The organism is Streptomyces sp. JNUCC 63, assembly GCF_054366325.1.
In genome coordinates this window covers 8684629-8703590 of record NZ_CM135963.1, presented here as the reverse complement: position 1 = coordinate 8703590, position 18962 = coordinate 8684629, and the positions used below count along the sequence as shown (strand labels likewise).

Sequence of the window (18962 nt, the reverse complement as noted above, 5' to 3'; positions counted from 1 at the left end):
CTTCCCGCGTGCCCGGACTCTCCTGCGGCCGAACGGCTGCCGGGAAGCGGGTCACCATGAGCACCGTGGCGCCCCCGTTGCCGTACCGGGTCGCCGACACTTGGGCCGAGACCGGCGACACCCGGTCGATCGAGCTGGTACCGGCCGGAGAAGGACTCGCGCCCTTCTCGCCGGGGCAGTTCGCGATGATCTACGCCTTCGGGGTCGGTGAGGTGCCCGTCTCCGCCAGCGCACTGCGCGGCCGCCACGGGGGTCTCGTGCACACCGTGCGCGCGGTGGGTGCGGTCTCGACCGCGCTGTACCGGCTGCGCCCTGGTGACAGCGTCGGACTCAGCGGGCCGTACGGCACGGGCTGGGACCTCGAGGCGGCAGCGGGCCACGACGTACTGGTGGTCGCCGGAGGCATTGGGCTGGCTCCGTTGCGGCCGGTCGTACACGAGGTCTTGGGCCGGCCGACCGGGTACGGTCGGCTCGCGGTCCTGGTCGGTGCTCGTACCCCTGCCGATCTGGTCTACCGGGACGAGATCGAGAGCTGGCGCAGTCAGGCCCGGGTGATGGTGACCGTCGACCGGCCCGGTCCGGGCTGGCAGGGCGCGGTGGGTGTGGTCACCACGCTCCTGGACCGCCTCGATCTACGCCCCGAACGGACCTGCGCGCTGGTGTGCGGGCCCGAGGTGATGATGCGTCACACCGCACGCGACCTCGTGGCCCGGGGACTGGTCCCGCATCGCGTCCAGGTGTCCTTGGAACGCAACATGCACTGCGCCACCGGCCACTGCGGCCACTGCCAGCTCGGCCCGCTCCTGCTGTGCCGGGACGGGCCGGTCGTCGGCTACGACCGTGTGGCACACCTGCTCCTCGTAAGGGAGTTGTGACATGGTCACCGAATCCGGATCGGCCACCGACCCACGGCCGACGCTCGCCGTGTGGAAGTTCGCCTCCTGCGACGGCTGCCAACTGACCCTCCTCGACTGCGAGGACGAACTCCTCGGCCTCACCGAGCGCGTACGCATCGACCACTTCCTGGAGATGACCCCCGCCGAGGGCACCGACGGGGACCGCGCGCGGCCGGGGGGCCGGGGGCCGTACGACCTCTCCCTGGTCGAAGGGTCGATCACCACTGCCGAGGACGCCGAGCGGATCCAGCACGTCCGCCGCATCTCCCGGTACCTGGTGACCATCGGAGCCTGTGCCACCGCCGGCGGCATCCAGGCACTGCGCAACTTCGCCGACGTCGACGAGTTCATCGCCGCGGTCTACGCCCGGCCGGAGTACATCGCCACGCTGGAGACCTCGACACCGATCTCGGCCCACGTTCCGGTCGACTTCGAACTGCGCGGGTGCCCCATCGACCGCCGCCAGCTCCTCGAAGTCATCACCGCCCACCTGGCCGGTCGCAAACCCCGGATCCCGAGCCACAGCGTCTGCTTCGAGTGCAAGAGGCGCGGCACCACCTGCATCACCGTCGCCCACGGCACCCCCTGTCTGGGCCCGGTCACGCATGCGGGGTGCGGTGCCATCTGCCCCGCCTACGGCCGCGGCTGCTACGGCTGCTTCGGACCGTCGAGCAAGCCCAACCTGCGCTCCATGGTCGCCCAGTTGCGCCGCGACGGGATGAGCGAGCAGGACATCCGGCGTGTCTTCCGCACCTTCAACGCCGCGTCGCCGGAATATGCCCCCGTACCAGACCTCACGGCCGAGGAGCAGCACAGCCCTCCGGCCTGACGGACCCCGCCCGGAAAGGCCCGCATGAACCATCGCGGAACCCGCGTCCTGCGACTGGACGCGCTGGCCAGGGTGGAAGGCGAGGCCGCCCTCCACCTGCGTGTGGACGGCGGCACAGTCACCGAGACGCGGCTGCGCATCTACGAACCGCCGCGCTTCTTCGAGGCCTTCCTGATCGGCCGAGGCCATACCGAGCCCCCGGACATCACCGCTCGCATCTGCGGCATCTGCCCGGTCGCCTACCAGATGAGCGCATGCCAGGCGATCGAGAACGCCTGCGGTGTCACGGTGGACGGCGGTCTCGCGGAACTGCGCCGCCTGCTGTACTGCGGCGAGTGGATCGAGAGCCACACCCTGCACATCTACCTGCTGCACGCCCCGGACTTCCTCGGGCGTGCGGACGTCGTGGAACTCGCCCGCGCCCAGCGAGCCGCCGTCGAACGCGGTCTGAGGACCAAGCAGACAGGCAACGCGATCCTCCAGCAGCTCGGCGGCCGCCCGATCCACCCGGTCAACGTCCGGGTCGGCGGTTTCTACCGGACGCCGGCACCGGACGAACTCCGGCCACTGGCGGAGCGGCTGCGGCAGGCCCGGGAGGATGCACTGGAGACCGTCCGCTGGGTGGCGGCGTTCGACTTTCCCGACGCCGTGTGCGACCACGACCTGTTCGCACTGCGTGACCCCGGCCGCTACGCCATCGATTCCGGAACACCGGCGGTCATGGCCGCTCATGGCCAGGGGCCGGCGCTGCGCGACTTTTCCCTGCCCGACTTCGAACAGCACGTCGAGGAAGGGCAGGCACCGCACTCCACCGCCCTGACGGCCACTCTTGACGGCCGCCGCTACCTGACCGGCCCGCTGGCCCGCTATGCGATCAACGGCCGGTGGCTGCACCCCGTGGCCGCCGAGGCGGCGCGGGACGCCGGGCTGGGCGACCCGGTGACCGGCGCCGTCTGCGACAACCCCTTCCGGAGCATCGTCGTACGCGCCGTGGAAGTGGTACAGGCCATCGAGGAAGCCCTGCGGATCATCGACGGATACGAACGACCTCCCCGGCCGGCCGTCGAGGTCCCGCCGCGCGAGGGTGTCGGTGCCGGCGCCACCGAGGCGCCCCGGGGGCTGCTGTACCACCGCTACGCCCTCACGGCGGACGGCACGCTCACCGAGGCCCGCATCGTTCCGCCCACGGCCCAGAACCAGATGGCCATCGAGGAGGACGTGCGCAGAGCGGTCCAGGCGCGCCTGGACACCGGTCCCGCCGCTGACGACGAGGAGCTCACCCACTTGTGCGAACGGGCCATCCGCAACCACGATCCCTGCATCTCCTGCGCCACCCACTTCCTCGACGTGACCGTGGAACGCCCATGAGCGGCCGGGTCGTGGTGATCGGTGTGGGCAATCCCCTGCGCGGTGACGACGGGGTCGGCCCGGCAGCGGTGGAGGCCTTGCGGGGCCGTGTTCCCGACGGAACCGTCTTGATGGCCAGCGACGGTGAACCCGCGCGCATGCTCGACCTGTGGCGCGGCGCGGACACGGTGGTCGTGGTGGAAGCTCTCCGGGCACGGCCGGCCCGGCCAGGGGAGCTGCACACCCTCACGGCGGCGGACGCGGCCGCCCGAACAGCGGGTACGGCGAGTACCCATGCGCTCGGCCTCGGGGAGTGCCTCGCCCTGGCGGAGGCCCTCGACCAACTGCCGCCGAGGCTCGTGGTACACGCCATGGAGGTGACCGACGTCGAGCTCGGCGCGCGCCTGAGCGAAGCGGTGCGGTCGGCGCTCCCCGAATTGATCGACCGGGTCGCCGCTTCTGTGCGACAGGCACACGAGCGAAACCACGGGTGGTAGGGGGCCGAAGGTCCCCCGGCACGGGCCGAAACGCCCTCGCGACCCCGGCCGCAGGGGTGCGACGGTGAAGGTCACCCCCATGCGCTGCACGGCAGGCGGCCCCATGAAAGGCGGTGGGGACAATGACACTTCCTCTGGTGGTGGGCGTCGACGGATCGGACTCGTGTCTGCCGGCGGTCGACTGGGCCGTGGACGAAGCCGCCCGCCACGGCCTTCCGCTCAGGCTGGTGTACGCCTCCCTCTGGGAGCGCTATGAGGCCGGCCTTCCTTCGGTGGGCCCGGGGCGCCCCTCCGAGCAGGTGCCGGCCGAGCACATCGTGGACTCGGCGGCCGATCGCGCCGGACGGCGCAACCCGGACGTGAAGGTCACCACCGACATCATCCCGGAGGACGCGGTGGACGCTCTCGTACGTGAGGGCGACGAGGCCTTCGCGCTGGTGACGGGTTCACGTGGTCGTGGCGAGCTCAGGGGGCTGCTTCTCGGATCGGTCGGTCTGACCGTCTCCGCCCGGGCGCACTGCCCGGTGGTCGTGGTCCGGGGCGATCGGACGGGCCTGGCGGGCATGCGTGAGCGGATCCTGCTCGGCCTCGGCGAAGCCGGCACGAGCGCGGAGGCCGTGCGGTTCGCCTTCCGAGAGGCCGAGGTGTGGGGTTGCGTCCTGGACGTGGTGCATGCCTGGCGCAGGCCCGCTTACGACAGGCACGGCGGCCGGGTACCGGCCGAAGGACCGGCGGACACGTACGAAGCGCGCGCCCCCGCCGTTGTCGACGCTCGGCTCAAGGCCGCGATCGGCGAGTATCCGCACGTCCGGACGCGCCCGGCGACGCTTGAGGGACCAGCCGGCAAAATCCTCGTGGACCGGTCGGCGGCCGCGGATCTCGTGATCGTCGGGGCACGGCGCCGAACGGGGCACTTCGGATTTCAGCTCGGCTGCGTGAGCCACGCGCTCCTGCACCATGCTCGGTGTCCGGTCGCGGTCGTGCCCGAACGACAGTGAGTGCTTTGAGGCATACCGCGGGCTCAGGGCCGAGAGCGTGGGGCGGCGCGGTCTGCGCCACGCTCTCAGCCGAACAGACTCCGGACCCGGATGGTTTCGACCCGCCGCCAGGTGCCGTCGGGCAGCAGCATCCGGTCGTCGTCCGCGCTGCGAGCACGCGAGCGGACGGAGCCGGCGGCCGGCTGCGCGGGCCGTCGGCGAGCCTTTCCGGCCGATCGCAACGGGGCACCGCAGCAGGGGCGCTCGGCCCGCGCATCGGCTTGGCCGCGCTGGTTCATCGTCCCCTCCCTTCCGGGTTCCGTCGCCTTGGCACTCTCTGCAACAACCATTCGACTCTCGTCGGTTGAGCCTGTCACCATGCCGAGACGGTCGTTGGCGACACACCCCGGCATCACTTCATGGACACCCGGCTGGGTGGGGCTGAACGGCACTTATGGGGACCGTGGGACCCATACCGGGCGGGTCATTGACGGGGGACAGTGAAAGGGCACACAGAGGCGACGGCTCCAGAGCGGAGGGCCGTGCCATGCGGACACCTCGGACTCCCGGTCACCGGCCCGCCTCCGGTCCGCCCGGTAAGAAACCCTCGCGCGGGCCCGAAGGCGCTCGGAGCCCCCTGGAGCGGCCGGTGGACCGGCTGGAACGCAGGCTCCGCATCGTCCTGACGGCCGTCGCCCCGGCGGTTCTGCCGCTGGCGGCGTGGGGCGCCGGACAGGTGGTGTACAGCCACTGCACGCATGTACGGCAAGTGCAGTCGGCACGACTGCACCCCGTCACCGTGCGCCTGCTGATAGACGCTTGGTCGGCCGGTGGCAGCCCGGGCGCGCAGTCCGGTTTCCACGCGCTGGAGCGCTGGAGCGACCGGGAAGGCAGCCATACGGGCGTCGCGCCGGTGCGGGCCTGGCTGCACCGGCGAGACACCGCGACCGTGTGGCTCGACGCCCGCGGGGCCATCGCCACGCCGCCCGAGGGGTGGGACTTCGCGACAACGGCCGGCGTGGCCACCGCCTACGGCGTGTGGCGGGCCGTGGGCAGAGGCATCAGCCGTCGCCGCATGGCCCAGTGGAACCGCGAGTGGGAATGCGTGGAACCCGGATGGGTGACGCGCTACGGGCGCTGACCGTGCGCCGACGTCCGTCATGCCGCCGGATGCTCATCTCTGGCGGTGTGGCGACGGGTCCCGCAGCGTGGAGAACAGAGGCGGACCGGCCCGGTGGACACAGGTCGAAGGAGAGGTGGGACGCATGGACAAGGATGCTTCCGAGAGCCGGGTGGTGGTCGGTGTCGACGGGTCGCAGTCCTCGTACGAGGCCCTGCGCTGGGCCGTGCGCTACGCCGGCCTGGTCGGCGGCACCGTGGACGCGGTCGCGGTGTGGGAGCTGCCGGGACTGTACGGCTGGTCGGCGCCCGCCGTGGACATGGACGTTGATGAGGACGAGATCCGGCAGAAGATGAGCCAGGAGCTGACCGACGTGCTTGGTGCGGACGCTGCGGGCTCGGTTCGAACCCATGTGGTGCACGGCAACCCTGCGGACGTTCTGCTGCGGGCCGCCGAAGGAGCTGATGTCCTGGTCGTCGGCAGCCGGGGCAGGGGCGGGTTCGCGCGTGCCCTGCTCGGCTCCGTCAGCCAGCATGTGTCGCAGCATGCGAGCTGCCCGGTCGTGATCGTGCGCTCCGAGAAGCAGTGATCCGAGGCCCCTGGCGGGGCCGGACCCGGCTCACTGGAAGGCCGCGTGGATCTCCTGCTCGGTCGCCTCGTGCGACACGAGCAGGAGCTCGTCGCCGGGGAGCAGCCGCATCTCGGGGCTGGGGACCGTGGGCCGGCCGTCGCGTACGACGGTGGCGACCACGGTGCCGACGGGCAGGGTGATCTCGCCGAGTGTGCGCCCCGCGGCCCGGGACCGTTCGGTGATCGCGGTCTCGATGACCTCGACGCCCGCCCTGCTCAGCCGCAGCAGCGCCACCGTGTCCGTGGCACCGGTGGCCTCCTCGATGAGGGAGACCAGCGGGGTGGCCGCGGGCACGTCCACGTCCACGCCCCACCGCTGGTCGAAGAGCCAGGCGTTCTCCGCCTCGTTGACGCGCGGGAGGCGTGGATGTGCCAGAAGAAGACGGCGCACACGCCGAGGGCCTGGATGCCACCGAGGAAGAGGATGCGGCCCATGACAGCCGTCGAGAAGAGCCGCTCCCGACGGGGCCGTGGTGGGCTGTTCATGACGTCGGGCTCCATCGGTTCCGCGCCGAGCGCCAGGGCGGGCAGCACGTCCGAGCCGAGGTCGATGGCGAGGATCTGTACGGCCGTGATCGGCACCAGCGGGAACCCGGCGAAGGTCGCCGCGAGGATCGGCACGAGTTCGGCGATGTTGTGGCTGAAGAGGTAGATCAGGAACTTGCGGATGTTCCGGTAGACCGAGCGGCCCGGTCCGACCGCGGTGGTGATGGAGGCGAAGGAGTCGTCGAGCAGCACCATCACGGCGGCCTCGCGGGCGACGTCGGTGCCGGAGGCGCCCATGGCGACGCCGATGTCGGCGTGCTTGAGGGCCGGGGCGTCGTTGGCCCCGTCGCCGGTGACGGCGACGACCTCGCCGAGCCGTTGCAGCGCCGTGACCACCCGCATCTTGTGCTCGGGACCGACCCGGCACAGCAGCAGTTCGGTGGAGCCTGCCAGCAGAGCGTCCAGGCCGCTGGCGTCCAGCCCGTCCAACTGGGTGCCGGTCGCCACGGTCGGGATCGTCTGGCGCACGATGCCGACACGGCGGGCGACAGCTTCCGCGGTCAGGGGGTGGTCGCCTGTGACCATGACGATGCGGATGCCGGCCCGTCGGCACGCGTCCACTGCGTCCCGGACCTCCGGCCGGGACGGGTCGTACATCCCGGCGAGCCCCAGCAGCGTCAGCTCCGACTCGACATCCCCCAGTGGCGGTCGAGGACCGGCGACCCGCCGCCGGGCGACCGCCAGTACGCGCAGGCCCTGTCCGGCCATGCCGTCCGCGGCCGCCGCCACTTGGGTGCGGGCGGCGTCCGTCAGTGGTGTCCGCGTGCCACCCCGGTCGATGGCGTCACAGCGGGCAAGCAGCTCAAGCGGTGCGCCTTTGACATACGCGAGGTACGTGCCGTCGCTGTCGCGGTGCACGGTGCGCGGTGCGCGGTGCTCATCAGCTTACGTGCGGAGTCGAAGGGATACTCCGCCACCCGAGGCGTCAGGGCCTCCTCCTCCGCCAGATCCAGACCGGCTTTCAGAGCGGCCACCAGCAGGGCCCCCTCGGTGGTGTCTCCCAACACCCGCCACTGGTCCCGCCCGGTCGGCGGCACCAGCCGGGTGTTGCTGCACAGAGCCGCCGCCCGCAGCAGTCCCCGTACGGGCCCGGCGTCGGTCATCTCGCCGACCGGCGCATACCCCACCCCGGTCACGGCGTGCGACACACCGTCCGCCCACAGCTGTACGACGGTCATCTCGGCCTGGGTGAGGGTGCCCGTCTTGTCGGTGCAGATCACGCTGGTCGAACCCAGTGCCTCCACCGCGAGCAACTGCTTGACGAGCGCGTGCCGACGGGCCATGCGGCGGACACCGATCGCCAGGGACACGGAGAGCGTGGCCGGCAGTCCCTCCGGCACGAGAGCGACCATCACGCCCAGCGAGAAGACGAACGTGTCGACCGGCTGCCCGCTGGGCACGCGCACCGCGAACAGGATTGCTCCCGTCGCGAGTGCGACACCCGCGACCCGGCGGGCCATGACGGCGACCTGGCGTTGCAGCGGGGTCTTCTGCCTCGGGGCGGCGGCGGTGAGCCGGAAGATCCGCCCGAACTCGGTGGCCGTACCCGTGGCGAACACGACGGCCTTTCCCGCGCCCGCGACCAGGTCGGTGCCCATGAAGACGCAGTCGCGCGCCTCCAGCGGCGGCCCCGACGGGACGGGTTCCGCAACCCGCGCGACGGGATTGCTCTCGCCGGTGAGTGCGGCGTTGTTGACGGCGGCTTCCTGGGCCTCGACCAGCCGGCAGTCGGCCGGCACCGCATCCCCGGCCTCCAGAATCACCACGTCGCCCGGCACCAGATCCCGCACGGGCAGCTCCCGCCGCTCCCCGTCGCGCAGCACGCGGCAGGCGTGCGGCACCATCGCCTGCAGGGACTCCGCCGTGCGCTCGGCGGAGTACTCCTGTGCGAAACCGATGCCGGCGTTCAGCAGCACCACACCGAGGATCGCCAAGGCCAGCTGGAGGGTGGCTGGATCCCGGGGCTGCCCCAGCACGTACGCGAGAAACGTGACCGTCGAGGAGACGAGCAGGACGACCGCGAAAAGGTCGGTGAACTGTGCGACCAGTCGACGGCCACACATGGCCGTGGCCCATGCCGGGCAGCTCGTTGGGGCCGTAGCGGTTCAGTCGTGTGGCGGTCTCGGCCGACCTGAGACCGCGAGGGGAGCTCCCCATGGCGGCGAAGACGTCGGGGACCGGAACAGCGGGGATGGAGGGTGTGGAGGCCTCCTGCTGGTCTGGGGGTGGCGCCGTCGCCGTGACGTCCGTCGGTGGACCGCCCCTGCGGAGAGCGGCCGTCCCCTGCCGAGCCGATTCAGGGCTCATGCGGGGTTCCAGGCTCCGAAGGAGGCCCTGGCGGCTCCTGAAGGATGCTCCAGGTGACCGGACCCAGCAGGTCGGCGAGCCGCCGGAAGACGTCGAGAAACAGGTCGTCGATCGTCAGCACGCCGACCACCCGGCCTGCGTCCAGGACCGGAAGTCGGCGGACCCCTGTGCGACGGAATGTCCGGTAGGCCACCTGGAGGTCGTCGGTGGCTTCGACCGTGACGACGTGTGGCGACATGATCGCGTCCACCCGGGCGTTCGTGTCCATGCCGCCGCCCATGCCGCGTACGGCGAGGTCGCGGTCGGTGACTATGCCGTGCAGTGCTCCGTCCTCGACCACGAGGACGGACCCGACGGCGCACTCGACCATCCGTCGGGTCACCTCGATCAGCCGGACGTGGGGTGCCACGCACACCGGAGGGGCGGTCATCACCTCGGAGACCTTCATCGGAATTCCTCCGTGGATACCCCGGCCTTCAGGCCGGGGTGGGGGTACCTCCCGCTTGCGGGGGAGAAACGGACTCCTGCGGAGCAGGTCAGGGAAAGCCGAATCGCCGCCGGGGCGATTCGGCGTCTGCCGGCCACCGGTCGACGCCCTTGACTCATACGGGAGTTGGTAGAATGTGAGGAATGGCGCAGCAGGTCAAGCGGGCATTCAAATACCGCTTCTACCCCACGGACGAGCAGGCAGCGGAGCTGTCCCGCACGTTCGGCTGCGTCCGCCTCGTGTACAACCAGGCGCTTCAGGAGCGCACCCGTGCCTGGTACGGCGAGCAGCGCCGCATCTCCTACGTGCAGTCGTCCGCCGCGCTGACGCGGTGGAAGAAGACCGAGGAGCTCGCCTTCCTCGCGGAGGTGTCCTCCGTCCCGCTCCAGCAGGCGCTCCGCCACCTTCAGGCCGCGTTCGCCAACTTCTTCGCCAAGCGGGCCCAGTACCCGCGGTTCAAGAGCCGGAAGAAGTCCCGCGCGTCGGCCGAGTACACCCGCAGCGCCTTCACGTGGCGCGACGGGAAGCTGACGCTGGCGAAGATGGCCGAGCCCCTGGACATCCGCTGGTCGCGCCCCCTCCCGGAGGGTGCGCAGCCCACGACGGTGACCGTCTCCCGCGACAGCGCGGGGCGCTGGTTCGTCTCGATGCTCTGCGAGGACACCGTCGCCCCGGCCCCCGCCACGGACGGGGCGGTCGGCCTGGACGCGGGCATCACGTCCCTGGTGACCCTGTCGACCGGCGAGAAGATCGCCAACCCGAAGCACGAGCGCCGCGACCGCGCCCGCCTGGCGAAGGCGCAACGGGAGCTGTCCCGCAAGGCGAAGGGCTCCGCCAACCGGGCCAAGGCCCGCCGCAAGGTGGCCCGCGTCCACGCGCGGATCGCCGATCGGCGCCGGGACTTTCTCCACCAGCTCACCACTCGGCTCGTCCGTGAGAACCAAACGGTCGTGATCGAGGACCTCACCGTCCGCAACCTGCTGAAGAACGGCAGGCTCGCACGCGCCATCTCGGACGCGGCCTGGACGGACCTCCGCATCATGCTGGAGTACAAGTGCGCCTGGTACGGGCGCGAACTCGTCGTGATCGACCGCTGGTTCCCCAGCAGCAAGCTGTGCGGTAACTGCGGCACGGTCCGCGAGAAACTGCCGCTGAACGTCCGCGAGTGGACGTGCGAGTGCGGCACCGTGCACGACCGCGACGTGAACGCGGCACGCAACATCCTGGCCGCCGGGCTGGCGGCATCCGCCTGTGGAGACGGTGTAAGACCTCAACGGGAGTCCTCCCGGACGGGGCGGTCGTCGGCGAAGCAGGAAACCCAGCGGGCGACCGCTGGAATCCCCCGCCCTTAGGCGGGGGAGGAAGCCAAGCGACTACTCCTCGCTCTCCGATGGGGCCGGGTCAGAGGACGTCGAGCAGATCGGCCACCGGCCGCCGTGGGCTCGCGGGGCCTTCGGGGCCGTAGCCGAGCCGGATCACCATCTGGACGTGCCCCATGGCCGAGACGGGGTCGCGGACGGCCCACCGGAGTTCCGGCCACTCCAGGGGCTGGGAGGTGACCGAGGCGACCAGCCCGTCCGTGGTGGCCCGGAGCAGGACCCGCTCCAGTGCCTGACCGGCACGGAGCCAGTCCACAGGCTCGTCGCGGGCCGTGCCCAGCAGGGCGATGGTCGGGTTCTTCTCGAAGGGCGCCCAGCCGCGCCCGGGCATCGGCCGCCCGACGGCGAAGTCACGCACGGGGGCTGAGGTACCGCGTCGGCGAGGACCGAACGCCTCGCCGGGGATGCCATCGTCCGCCCCAGCGGTACCTGACGGCTCTGTGTGCGTCCACTGCGTCGTTTCCCCGCGCACTTGCGGGTCGAGTGCCTCCCTGCCCTCGGCGTCCCGCGCCAACTCCAGGATCGACTGCATGTGCCAGGCGCCGGGGAACAACAGCTGCGCGTCCTCGGCGCGGGCCGCTTCGTACAGCCCCTCCCGCACGGCGGCGGGGATTGCTTCGTCGCGGAAGGGAAGTCGGCTGGAGTGACGGCGACGGATCGCAGGGCCCAGCCGGGCGAGCGCCCCGTCGGGTGGCCCCGTGCCGCGCAGATGCACCTCGGCGAGGAACTGCGGGCATGTGGGGTCGGGCAGCAACCGGACGGCCGGCGCCAGCCCCGCCGCCGCGGCGGCCACGCGCAGGTTGAGCAGCGCGGCGCCGCACCCCATGTGCAGGCCGCGATTCTCGGGGTCGGTGTGCGGGAGCGTGCGCTCCAGGTCGGCGTACAGACGCAGGACGCCGATGTCCCGCAGATAGCGGAAGGTCCAGGGCTGCGCGTTGTGCAGCGAGGGCGCCGCGGCGGCGTCCGCAACGAGCGCCTTGACGGTGTTCACCTCAGAGGGTTGTGCAGTCACGGTGGTTTCCCTTCGTGCCGCAGGGGCCATTGGTCCCCACGGCGGGCCTGCCGACCCTCCGCTGCACCGGGACCGGTCACTGCGTGTGGGCCGAGAACGCGGAGGGGCGGGGAACAGCCGTGTCCGGGGGTGCGGCGCGATGCCCCGGGCCCAGGCGGGCTTCGATGCCGGCGCGCACTGAGGCGGTCAGCTGTTCAAGAGCCTGGGACCGGACCGGCGGGACCGGCTCGGGATTCTCGATCCGGCGTGCCGATCCGGGCAGACCGGCGATGTCCTCGCGGAATCGCCTGCGCGCGTCCTGCCAGTGGTCCGGCGACCACGTCCGCCGCCCACCCCGCATGACCGTGCGCAGTAGCGGCTGTGCGGAGTCCGGCGGTTCTTCCAGCGCCAGGGCGATGACGTCCGGCCGTCCGGCCCGGCGGAAGACCTGCTTGCGGCCCGGGGCCGTGACTTTTGCCGAGGACAGCTTCATCACGGGATGGCCGTCATACTCGACGAGCTTGTACGCGGCGTCCAGATACGGGGCGTCCGCAGCCACGCCCACCCGCGTGCCCACCGCGTATACATCGATCGGGGCACCGGCGCGTACCAGCCGGTCCACGCCGTATTCGTCGAGTCCGCCGCTGGCCACGATCCGTACGTCGGCCAGGCCGGCGGCGTCCAGAAGGGCGCGTGCCCGCCGCGAGAGGGTGTCGAGGTCGCCGCTGTCCAGGCGGATCGCGCAGCCAGGGCCGAGCCGCAGATCGGTCAGGACCCGGGCGGCGACACGCACGCCCTCCTCGGTGTCGTAGGTGTCGACGAGGAAGGTGACCGGACCGGGGTGGCAGTGCGCAAAGGCGCGGAACGCCTCCTCCTCGCTGGGGAAGGCCTCGATGTAGGAATGCGCCATGGTGCCCGAGGCAGGGATGCCCAGGGAGGCGGCAGCGGCGACATTGCTCGTGCCGGCGAAGCCCACCAGGGCGCCCAACCGGGCAGCCTGCAGCCCCGCCCACGGGCCATGCGTGCGGCGCAGCGAGAAGTCCACGACCGGCCTGCCTGCTGCGGCCAGGACGCAGCGCGCCGCCTTGGACGCCACCACCGTCTGGTGGCAGAGCTGGTTCAGCAGGTACGTCTCGACGAGCTGTGCCTGCGGCAGCGGGGCGGTCACCTCCAGCAACGGCTCACCGGCGAACACCACATGGCCCTCCGGAACCGCACGCACTTCGCCCTCGAAGGAGAGGGCGAGGAGCGGTTCGAGGTCTCGTACCCGGCGGTGCAGGGCGGTCGCGAACTCCTCGACATCCTCCCGCTCCACGCGGTAGTCGGCCAGGAAGCCCAGGGCGGACTCCAGGCCCGCGGCAACCAGGAAACCCCGGCCGGGCGGAAGGTCGCGGACGAAGAGGCTGAAGGTGGCCGGGGCCCGCATGTCCTCCTGGAGATAGGACATGGCCATGGTCACTTCGTAGAGGTCGGTGGTGGTGATGTCGGACATGGTGAGCGCCGCCGAGTGTCGTGGTCCCTTGGTTCCAGTCTGACCACGACCGCGCAGGACGAAAGGGACCTCAGGACCCCCGCGCATGGGCTGTTCGGCCTCAGCGACACGGATTTCTGCGCGCTGAACCGGAGGTGTCCGCAGACGGGACAGCAGCCGAGGAATTACGGCCGATGGCCACACCGACACGCAAGCAGAGGTTCGCGTTCCCGGAGAGGCCGGACTGGTTCGAGAACCTTCCGGCCCGGTTCGCGATGCCCACGATGGGTGACCTGTACACGATCCGGATCGAGGACTACACGGAGGACGGCCGCTACGTGATGCGGGCGGAGCTTTTGGGCATGTCGCCCGAGGACATCGACGTCTTCATCAGTGACGGAGTGCTGACGGTCCAGGCCGAACGCACCGAGAAGGACGTCACGAAGGATCACAGCGAGATCCGGTACGGCGCGACGAGCCGCAGCGTGTCGCTGCCGCCGGGCGCCGAAGAGGACGGCGTCAAGGCCGACTACACCGACGGCATGCTGACCGTCAGCGCGAGCCTGGGCGCCGCGAAGGCGGAGGCGAAGCACGTGGAGATCCAGCACGGCAAGTGACAGCAGCGGACGATGTACGGCGGGCCCCACTCGGGCCCGCCGTCGGCGCGCCTTGCGCAGGGTGTCATTGGTCGGTGCGGGTGGCGGCCCAGCGGCGTCGTACCGCTTCTTCATGTTCGGCCTCCTCCTACGCCGGCTCCACCGCGGCCAGTTCGTCCTGCAGCCGAGGAATCCAGTGCCGGCGTGGGGCCCGGACCCGCTGCCGCGTCCGTTCGGCTTCTGCGGCCAGCGGTCCGGCGGCTGCCTGGTGGACGGCGAGCTCCGCCGCGGCGCGGACCGCGGCACGACAGGCCGTCTCGGCGCGAGCGAGGGCGGTGTGGGAGGTGTCGGTTCCGCCGGGGAGCGTACAGGGGTCTGTCCAGTCCACCGCTGCCGGGTGGCGTACGCCCATCAGGGCGGCCCACTGGACGCCGACGCGCGCCCGGTCCGCGGGCGCCGCCTCGGCCAGCGCGCGTTCGCCGCCGAGCAACACCCCGCGCAGCAGCCAGGTTTCCGCGTCGGCCAGCCTCTCCCGCAGGGCCGTTCGGCTCTTGGCACGGGCAGGGAAAGCGAAAGACTGGGACGGTGGACAACTCGACGGAGTCAGGAGGCCGCCATGAACGCGCACGAGAACTTCCGCGCAGAGGCCGAGGCCCGGCGGGATGTGCCCTCCCGCCCCAGGAGCCCCGACGAAACGACACGGCAGGACATGCTGCTCCGCTACCTTGGTGCAGTGGCCACGGCCGCGGCCAAGCACTCGGGCACTGCGGCCAAGCACTCGGACACTGAGGAGCAGGCACCGTTGGCCCCCACGCCTACGCCGCGGCCGGCACTCCCCGAACCCGGGGCGCCTTTGGTGCAGGACGTGATGGACGTGCCCGCCGCCTCCCTCTGCGAAGACCTGCCATATCGCGACATCGCCCGCTTGCTGGCACGTGAGCAGGCGGGCGCGCTCCCGGTCGTGGACGCCGAGGACCATGTGGTCGGCGTTGTCTCGGAGTCCGATCTGCTGGCGAAGGCCGCCTTCGAGGCCTCCGGCCACCGGCCCGGACGCATCGGCAGGCTGCGCGAGCGCCGAATGCACGGCAAGGCCCGTGGTGAGACGGCCGCCGACCTGATGACAAGCCCTGCGATCACGGTGCTGCCCGGCGCGACGGTTGCCGAGGCTGCCTGGCTCGCTGCTCTGTCCCGGTTGAAGCGAATGCCCGTCACCGATCGCAAGGGCCGTCTGGTGGGCGTCGTGCGCCGTGACGCGCTGCTGCAGGCACTGATCAGGGACGATGTCGGCATTCAGGCGGAGGTGCAGGTCACGATCGAAGCCTGCTGTTCACCAGCAGACCGGGAGACCGTGGACGTGACCGTGCACGACGGCATCGTGGAGCTGACCGGGCGGCTGCCCTCGGCGACGATGGTCCGGCTGGTGGCCGAGGTCGAGGAGATCGCCGACGTCGTCGAGGTGAAGAACCTGCTCACCACCGCCTGACCCCGGCCACCGTCATCGGATCATCGGGGAGCGTGGTCCATGGTGTGGTGTGCATCGTGCGGGTCGGATTCGTGCTGGTCCAGGTGAGAGGCGAGGATCGCTGCCTGGACCCGGCGCTGTACCCCGAGTTTGGCCGGCAGTCGTGAGACGTGGTTCTTGACGGTCTTCTCCGACAGGTAGAGCTTCTCGCCGATCTCGCGGTTGGCCAGACCGTCACCGATCAGCGCCAGGATGTCCCGTTCCCGGGGCGACAGGCCGGCCAGCTCGGGCGGCAACGACGGGACCTCGGCCGGGTCCGTTCGCAGGGAACGCATGAGCCGGGCGGTCGTCGCCGGGTCCAGTATCGACTGTCCCGAGGCGACGGTGCGCACCGCCGACACCAGGCCCGAGCCCTTGATCTGCTTCAGGACGTATCCGGACGCGTCGGCCATGATGGCGTCCGGCAGGGCTTCCTCGTCGTCGAACGAGGTCAGCATCAGGCACGCCGGCTCCGGCATCCGATCGCGCAGTTCCCGGCAGACCGAAACGCCGTCGCCGTCGGACAGGCGGACGTCGAGGACGGCGACGTGCGGGCGCAGGGCGGGGCCCGGACGAGCGCGTGGTCGGCGGTGTCCGCGTCGCCGACCACGGAGATGTCCGGTTCGGCGTCGAGGAGGTCGGCCAGATCGCGTCGTACGACCTCGTGGTCGTCGAGCAGGAACACGCGGATCGGGTCCTGCTCGCTGAAGGTGCGTGTCCCGGTCATGGCGATTCCACGTTCTGCGGACGATGACAGACTGCCGACTGTCCTAGAGGTCGATCGTCACCTGCCGGTGCCGGTTGCACCAGGGCCGACCGGCCCAGTCACCCCGTGGCGGTATTCCCCCCGGCTATCGCGTCGTGCTGTCGTGCGCGAGGTCGAACTCCACGTCCACCACCCCTCCGACGGCCCTGACCAGCCGTGCGGCGACGGGGACGAGGGCGGTGTCACGGATCCGGCCGGTGAGCGTCACGACACCGTCGTGCACGTCCACCTGCACGGCCGACGACGGTGGCGGGAAGAGGTACGACGCGACCTCGCGCCGCACCTCCTCGGCGATGTCCTCGTCCCCGCGCAGGAAGACCTTGAGCAGGTCGGCCCGGCTGACGACGCCCGCCAGCAGACCGGCGTCGTCCACCACCGGCAGCCTTTTGATCCCCTCGTGCGCCATGGCGCGCGCGGCCTCGGCGAGGGTGGCGTCGGCCCGGACCGTGACGGCGGGGGAGGACATGAGTTCTCCTGCGGTGAGGGCGCCGGCCTTCGCCACGTCGACGGGCTGACGCAGCTGGAGATAGCCCGCATCGGAGTCGTCCCGGAGTTCCTCCTTGGGCAGCAGGTCGGCCTCGGAGACCACACCGACCACCCGGCCCTCGCCCTCGATCACGGGCAGGGCGCTGACCTGCCAGTCCTGCATCAGCTGCACGATCTCCTTGAAGGGGGCCCGAGGGCCGACGGCGACGACCGTGTGGGTCATGACATCGCTGACGATGCGCGGGGTGCCGTACATGGTGACTCCGTAAGGGCCTCGATGGGGTGTCCGGCTCCTTCCAGGGTGTGCCGGGAGGCCGGGGACGGGCCAGGGGCCGCCCGGCCCTCGGACGGGCCGCCCGGCTTCCACGCGGCAGAGGGGTGGTCGGCCCCCGATGGGGTCGTGTGGCCCCTGACCCCGACAACACCGCAGCGTCACGCTGGTATCGGAACCCTCAACCCGGGAGGTGGAGGCCATGTCCCGAACCGTCACCGTGGGTCTCGACGACTCGCCCGAGAGCCGGGCCGCGGCCGAGTGGGCGGCGCGCGAAGCGCTGCTGCGTGGCCTGCCCCTGAAGATCGTGCATGTCCGGGAGCCGGCGCCCAGGTACGTGGCTCGGACCCCGCTGCTGGACCTCGAGAGTTACCAGCACTGGGCCGAGCGGATGGCACACGAGTCCGCGGACGGCATCCGGCTTCGTCATCCGGGCATCGAGGTGACCACCGAGCAGCTCACGGGGACCGTGGCCGACGTCCTTTGCGAGGCGGCGGGCTTCGCCGAACTGCTGGTGCTGGGCTCACGGAGCCTCGGCGGGCCCGGCGGGTTCATGGTCGGCTCGGTCAGTCTGGCCGTCGTGGCCCGCGCCGAGCGTCCGGTGGTGCTGGTGCGGGCGGGAGAACAGGCCGCTGACGAGCACAAGATGGGTCCGGCAGGCGTGCCGTCCGCTGCTGCCCCCTTCCAGCCCGTCGTGCTCGGCCTCGACATCGATCATCCGGACGACACGCTGCTGGAGTTCGCCTTCGACGCCGCCGCACGCCGGAAAGCCCCCCTGCGGGTCGTCCACGCCTGGCCCGAGCCGCCGACCTCCTTCTACCGCTTCTCCGGTGACGCCGAACTCTACGACTCACTCGAACGCGGGCAGGCCCCCCTCTTGAGCAAGGTGCTGCGTCCCTGGCGGCAGAAGTTCCCGGACGTCGAGGTGATCGAGGCGAGCCGGTGCGGCAGCGCTGCACAGGTCCTCGTCAACGATTCCCGTGACGCCTCCCTGGCGGTTGTCGGCCGGCGCATCCGCACCGGCTCGTTCGGTGCCCACATCGGCCATGTCACCCACTCCGCCCTTCACCACATCGCCGCCCCCGTCGCGGTCATCGCGCACAGCTGACCCGCCCCCGAGGAGGAGAAACCTTGAACCCCGCCTCATCCTCCACCTGCGTGTCGAGGACCGTCGGGCCCGCTCGGCGAGTACGAGAGGTACGGCTCTCGTTGCCACGAATCAGCCCGTCTTCGGGCCCCACTGCGGTCCCACCAGATCCCACTCCTGGTCCCAGTGGGCCATGCGGCGCCGGTCGAGCCGCGCTCGTGCGACGGCGCCCGCGCCGAAGACCGGAGCGGCAACGGCGAGGGCGGCAGCGGCGCCGAAGAGGGCGGCCTCGACGTACCCTTCGGCCCGGCCAGTCGGCTGCGAGAGCGTGAGCCGACCCTGGCCGTCCTGCCAGACCATCATCCGGGCTCCGGCCTTCAGGCCTCCGTCCACCAGCGTCTGCCCGGTACGGGAGGTGCCGTCGGGAGCCGTCCAGCGCACCGAGCCCTGGACACGGCCGTCCGTCGACCAGTCCGCGGTGATGCCGTGTGGTGCGTCGGCGAGCAGGACCGCTCGGACGGGACGCCCGTGGGCGCGCTGCTCCGCGAACTCGTGCTCGGCGCTGCGGGCCGTCACCAGTCCGGCGACGGCGCCGGCAACCACCACGATCACCCAGACAGCCAGGACGATCCAGGCCTCGACGATGTCCTCGTGCCGCCGCAGCGGATTGCTCCGCCACCGCCACAGCCGCTTTGTGCTGCTCATAACGGACACTTCCTCGTCATGGTGACTCCTTCGATCCTGACTCCGGCGGGGCTGCGCCCACAGGGGCCGACGG

The 18962-nt window shown here is 71.2% G+C and carries 21 protein-coding genes and 2 pseudogenes; 11 read left to right on the top strand and 12 right to left on the bottom strand.

Annotated elements, in window-relative coordinates; genetic code table 11:
* Nucleotides 1-56: 56 nt before the first annotated feature.
* The 5 genes from ACX25U_RS40880 to ACX25U_RS40860 all read left to right on the top strand — a co-directional run bounded on the left by ACX25U_RS40880 (nucleotide 57) and on the right by ACX25U_RS40860 (nucleotide 4567).
* The gene (locus ACX25U_RS40880) at nucleotides 57-875 is read left to right on the top strand and encodes an FAD/NAD(P)-binding protein (protein WP_454387672.1); all 819 of its coding nucleotides are present in this window, start codon (nucleotides 57-59) and stop codon (nucleotides 873-875) included.
* 1 nt (nucleotide 876) lies between these two features.
* A complete protein-coding gene (locus tag ACX25U_RS40875; RefSeq protein WP_454387670.1) occupies nucleotides 877-1725 on the top strand; it encodes an NADH-quinone oxidoreductase subunit B family protein in 849 nt (282 codons plus the stop codon).
* A 24-nt stretch (nucleotides 1726-1749) separates the two neighbouring features.
* Entirely contained in the window at nucleotides 1750-3093 is a 1344-nt protein-coding gene (locus tag ACX25U_RS40870) for a Ni/Fe hydrogenase subunit alpha (protein WP_454387668.1), read from the top strand.
* Nucleotides 3090-3569 (top strand): hydrogenase maturation protease, encoded by a 480-nt coding sequence (locus ACX25U_RS40865; RefSeq protein ID WP_454387666.1) that lies wholly within the window; start codon nucleotides 3090-3092, stop codon nucleotides 3567-3569. The genes ACX25U_RS40870 and ACX25U_RS40865 overlap by 4 nt, the downstream gene beginning before the upstream one ends.
* A gap of 122 nt (nucleotides 3570-3691) precedes the next feature.
* The gene (locus ACX25U_RS40860) at nucleotides 3692-4567 is read left to right on the top strand and encodes a universal stress protein (protein WP_454387664.1); all 876 of its coding nucleotides are present in this window, start codon (nucleotides 3692-3694) and stop codon (nucleotides 4565-4567) included.
* 65 nt (nucleotides 4568-4632) lie between these two features.
* On the opposite strand, the gene ACX25U_RS40855 is transcribed toward ACX25U_RS40860, so the two are convergent.
* Nucleotides 4633-4845, bottom strand: a complete 213-nt coding sequence (locus ACX25U_RS40855; protein WP_454387662.1) for a hypothetical protein — start codon at nucleotides 4843-4845, stop codon at nucleotides 4633-4635.
* Between the two features lie 350 nt (nucleotides 4846-5195).
* Between ACX25U_RS40855 and ACX25U_RS40850 the strand changes: the two genes are divergently transcribed.
* Both ACX25U_RS40850 and ACX25U_RS40845 read left to right on the top strand, forming a co-directional pair.
* Nucleotides 5196-5687, top strand: a complete 492-nt coding sequence (locus tag ACX25U_RS40850; RefSeq protein ID WP_454387660.1) for a hypothetical protein — start codon at nucleotides 5196-5198, stop codon at nucleotides 5685-5687.
* A 124-nt stretch (nucleotides 5688-5811) separates the two neighbouring features.
* Nucleotides 5812-6255, top strand: coding sequence for a universal stress protein (locus ACX25U_RS40845; RefSeq protein WP_454387658.1), 444 nt, complete (start codon nucleotides 5812-5814; stop codon nucleotides 6253-6255).
* A 30-nt stretch (nucleotides 6256-6285) separates the two neighbouring features.
* On the opposite strand, the gene ACX25U_RS40840 is transcribed toward ACX25U_RS40845, so the two are convergent.
* From ACX25U_RS40840 to ACX25U_RS40820, 5 genes and pseudogenes are all read right to left on the bottom strand, one after another.
* Entirely contained in the window at nucleotides 6286-6591 is a 306-nt protein-coding gene (locus tag ACX25U_RS40840; protein ID WP_454387656.1) for a TrkA C-terminal domain-containing protein, read from the bottom strand.
* Complete coding sequence (locus tag ACX25U_RS40835; protein ID WP_454387654.1) at nucleotides 6513-7550, bottom strand: HAD-IC family P-type ATPase; 1038 nt, start codon at nucleotides 7548-7550, stop codon at nucleotides 6513-6515. The genes ACX25U_RS40840 and ACX25U_RS40835 overlap by 79 nt, the downstream gene beginning before the upstream one ends.
* Nucleotides 7551-7591: 41 nt before the next feature.
* The gene (locus ACX25U_RS40830) at nucleotides 7592-8905 is read right to left on the bottom strand and encodes a cation-translocating P-type ATPase (protein WP_454387652.1); all 1314 of its coding nucleotides are present in this window, start codon (nucleotides 8903-8905) and stop codon (nucleotides 7592-7594) included.
* 25 nt (nucleotides 8906-8930) lie between these two features.
* A pseudogene (locus tag ACX25U_RS40825) lies at nucleotides 8931-9149 on the bottom strand (hypothetical protein); the annotation flags it as partial.
* On the bottom strand, nucleotides 9139-9597 hold the full coding sequence (locus ACX25U_RS40820; protein WP_454387650.1) for a CBS domain-containing protein: 459 nt from the start codon (nucleotides 9595-9597) through the stop codon (nucleotides 9139-9141). The gene ACX25U_RS40820 and the pseudogene ACX25U_RS40825, both read right to left, overlap by 11 nt.
* Nucleotides 9598-9779: 182 nt before the next feature.
* On the opposite strand from ACX25U_RS40820, the gene ACX25U_RS40815 reads away from it, so the two are divergent.
* Nucleotides 9780-10988 (top strand): RNA-guided endonuclease InsQ/TnpB family protein, encoded by a 1209-nt coding sequence (locus tag ACX25U_RS40815; protein ID WP_454387648.1) that lies wholly within the window; start codon nucleotides 9780-9782, stop codon nucleotides 10986-10988.
* Between the two features lie 49 nt (nucleotides 10989-11037).
* Here the strand turns inward: ACX25U_RS40815 and ACX25U_RS40810 are convergent, their stop codons facing one another.
* Nucleotides 11038-12027 carry an Acg family FMN-binding oxidoreductase gene (locus ACX25U_RS40810; protein WP_454387646.1) on the bottom strand — a complete coding sequence of 330 codons (990 nt, stop codon included), beginning with the start codon at nucleotides 12025-12027 and terminating at the stop codon, nucleotides 11038-11040.
* A gap of 76 nt (nucleotides 12028-12103) precedes the next feature.
* On the bottom strand, nucleotides 12104-13498 hold the full coding sequence (locus ACX25U_RS40805) for a nicotinate phosphoribosyltransferase (RefSeq protein WP_454387644.1): 1395 nt from the start codon (nucleotides 13496-13498) through the stop codon (nucleotides 12104-12106).
* 173 nt (nucleotides 13499-13671) lie between these two features.
* On the opposite strand from ACX25U_RS40805, the gene ACX25U_RS40800 reads away from it, so the two are divergent.
* Nucleotides 13672-14094: an Hsp20/alpha crystallin family protein gene (locus ACX25U_RS40800; protein WP_454387642.1), complete on the top strand. Its 423-nt coding sequence runs from the start codon at nucleotides 13672-13674 to the stop codon at nucleotides 14092-14094.
* A 127-nt stretch (nucleotides 14095-14221) separates the two neighbouring features.
* On the opposite strand, the gene ACX25U_RS40795 is transcribed toward ACX25U_RS40800, so the two are convergent.
* Entirely contained in the window at nucleotides 14222-14701 is a 480-nt protein-coding gene (locus tag ACX25U_RS40795; protein WP_454387640.1) for a V-type ATP synthase subunit D, read from the bottom strand.
* On the opposite strand from ACX25U_RS40795, the gene ACX25U_RS40790 reads away from it, so the two are divergent.
* A complete protein-coding gene (locus ACX25U_RS40790) occupies nucleotides 14690-15556 on the top strand; it encodes a CBS domain-containing protein (RefSeq protein WP_454387638.1) in 867 nt (288 codons plus the stop codon). The two genes, ACX25U_RS40795 and ACX25U_RS40790, sit on opposite strands and share 12 nt — an antisense overlap.
* A gap of 20 nt (nucleotides 15557-15576) precedes the next feature.
* On the opposite strand, the pseudogene ACX25U_RS40785 reads toward ACX25U_RS40790, so the two are convergent.
* Together ACX25U_RS40785 and ACX25U_RS40780 are read right to left on the bottom strand one after the other, a co-directional pair.
* A pseudogene (locus ACX25U_RS40785) lies at nucleotides 15577-16301 on the bottom strand (response regulator).
* A gap of 124 nt (nucleotides 16302-16425) precedes the next feature.
* Entirely contained in the window at nucleotides 16426-17082 is a 657-nt protein-coding gene (locus tag ACX25U_RS40780; protein ID WP_454387636.1) for a CBS domain-containing protein, read from the bottom strand.
* Between the two features lie 217 nt (nucleotides 17083-17299).
* On the opposite strand from ACX25U_RS40780, the gene ACX25U_RS40775 reads away from it, so the two are divergent.
* Complete coding sequence (locus ACX25U_RS40775) at nucleotides 17300-18205, top strand: universal stress protein (protein ID WP_454387634.1); 906 nt, start codon at nucleotides 17300-17302, stop codon at nucleotides 18203-18205.
* A gap of 111 nt (nucleotides 18206-18316) precedes the next feature.
* Here ACX25U_RS40775 and ACX25U_RS40770 read toward each other — a convergent pair whose 3' ends face one another.
* Nucleotides 18317-18889 carry an Rv1733c family protein gene (locus ACX25U_RS40770; RefSeq protein ID WP_454387632.1) on the bottom strand — a complete coding sequence of 191 codons (573 nt, stop codon included), beginning with the start codon at nucleotides 18887-18889 and terminating at the stop codon, nucleotides 18317-18319.
* Nucleotides 18890-18962 lie beyond the last annotated feature (73 nt).

Coding starts and splice junctions, on each gene's coding strand:
- ACX25U_RS40880 (WP_454387672.1), top strand. CDS start 57: ATGAGCACCGTGGCGCCCCCGTTGCCGTACCGGGTCGCCGACACTTGG.
- ACX25U_RS40875 (WP_454387670.1), top strand. CDS start 877: ATGGTCACCGAATCCGGATCGGCCACCGACCCACGGCCGACGCTCGCC.
- ACX25U_RS40870 (WP_454387668.1), top strand. CDS start 1,750: ATGAACCATCGCGGAACCCGCGTCCTGCGACTGGACGCGCTGGCCAGG.
- ACX25U_RS40865 (WP_454387666.1), top strand. CDS start 3,090: ATGAGCGGCCGGGTCGTGGTGATCGGTGTGGGCAATCCCCTGCGCGGT.
- ACX25U_RS40860 (WP_454387664.1), top strand. CDS start 3,692: ATGACACTTCCTCTGGTGGTGGGCGTCGACGGATCGGACTCGTGTCTG.
- ACX25U_RS40855 (WP_454387662.1), bottom strand. CDS start 4,845: ATGAACCAGCGCGGCCAAGCCGATGCGCGGGCCGAGCGCCCCTGCTGC.
- ACX25U_RS40845 (WP_454387658.1), top strand. CDS start 5,812: ATGGACAAGGATGCTTCCGAGAGCCGGGTGGTGGTCGGTGTCGACGGG.
- ACX25U_RS40835 (WP_454387654.1), bottom strand. CDS start 7,550: ATGGCCGGACAGGGCCTGCGCGTACTGGCGGTCGCCCGGCGGCGGGTC.
- ACX25U_RS40830 (WP_454387652.1), bottom strand. CDS start 8,905: ATGTGTGGCCGTCGACTGGTCGCACAGTTCACCGACCTTTTCGCGGTC.
- ACX25U_RS40820 (WP_454387650.1), bottom strand. CDS start 9,597: ATGAAGGTCTCCGAGGTGATGACCGCCCCTCCGGTGTGCGTGGCACCC.
- ACX25U_RS40815 (WP_454387648.1), top strand. CDS start 9,780: ATGGCGCAGCAGGTCAAGCGGGCATTCAAATACCGCTTCTACCCCACG.
- ACX25U_RS40805 (WP_454387644.1), bottom strand. CDS start 13,498: ATGTCCGACATCACCACCACCGACCTCTACGAAGTGACCATGGCCATG.
- ACX25U_RS40800 (WP_454387642.1), top strand. CDS start 13,672: ATGGCCACACCGACACGCAAGCAGAGGTTCGCGTTCCCGGAGAGGCCG.
- ACX25U_RS40790 (WP_454387638.1), top strand. CDS start 14,690: ATGAACGCGCACGAGAACTTCCGCGCAGAGGCCGAGGCCCGGCGGGAT.
- ACX25U_RS40780 (WP_454387636.1), bottom strand. CDS start 17,082: ATGTACGGCACCCCGCGCATCGTCAGCGATGTCATGACCCACACGGTC.
- ACX25U_RS40775 (WP_454387634.1), top strand. CDS start 17,300: ATGTCCCGAACCGTCACCGTGGGTCTCGACGACTCGCCCGAGAGCCGG.
- ACX25U_RS40770 (WP_454387632.1), bottom strand. CDS start 18,889: ATGAGCAGCACAAAGCGGCTGTGGCGGTGGCGGAGCAATCCGCTGCGG.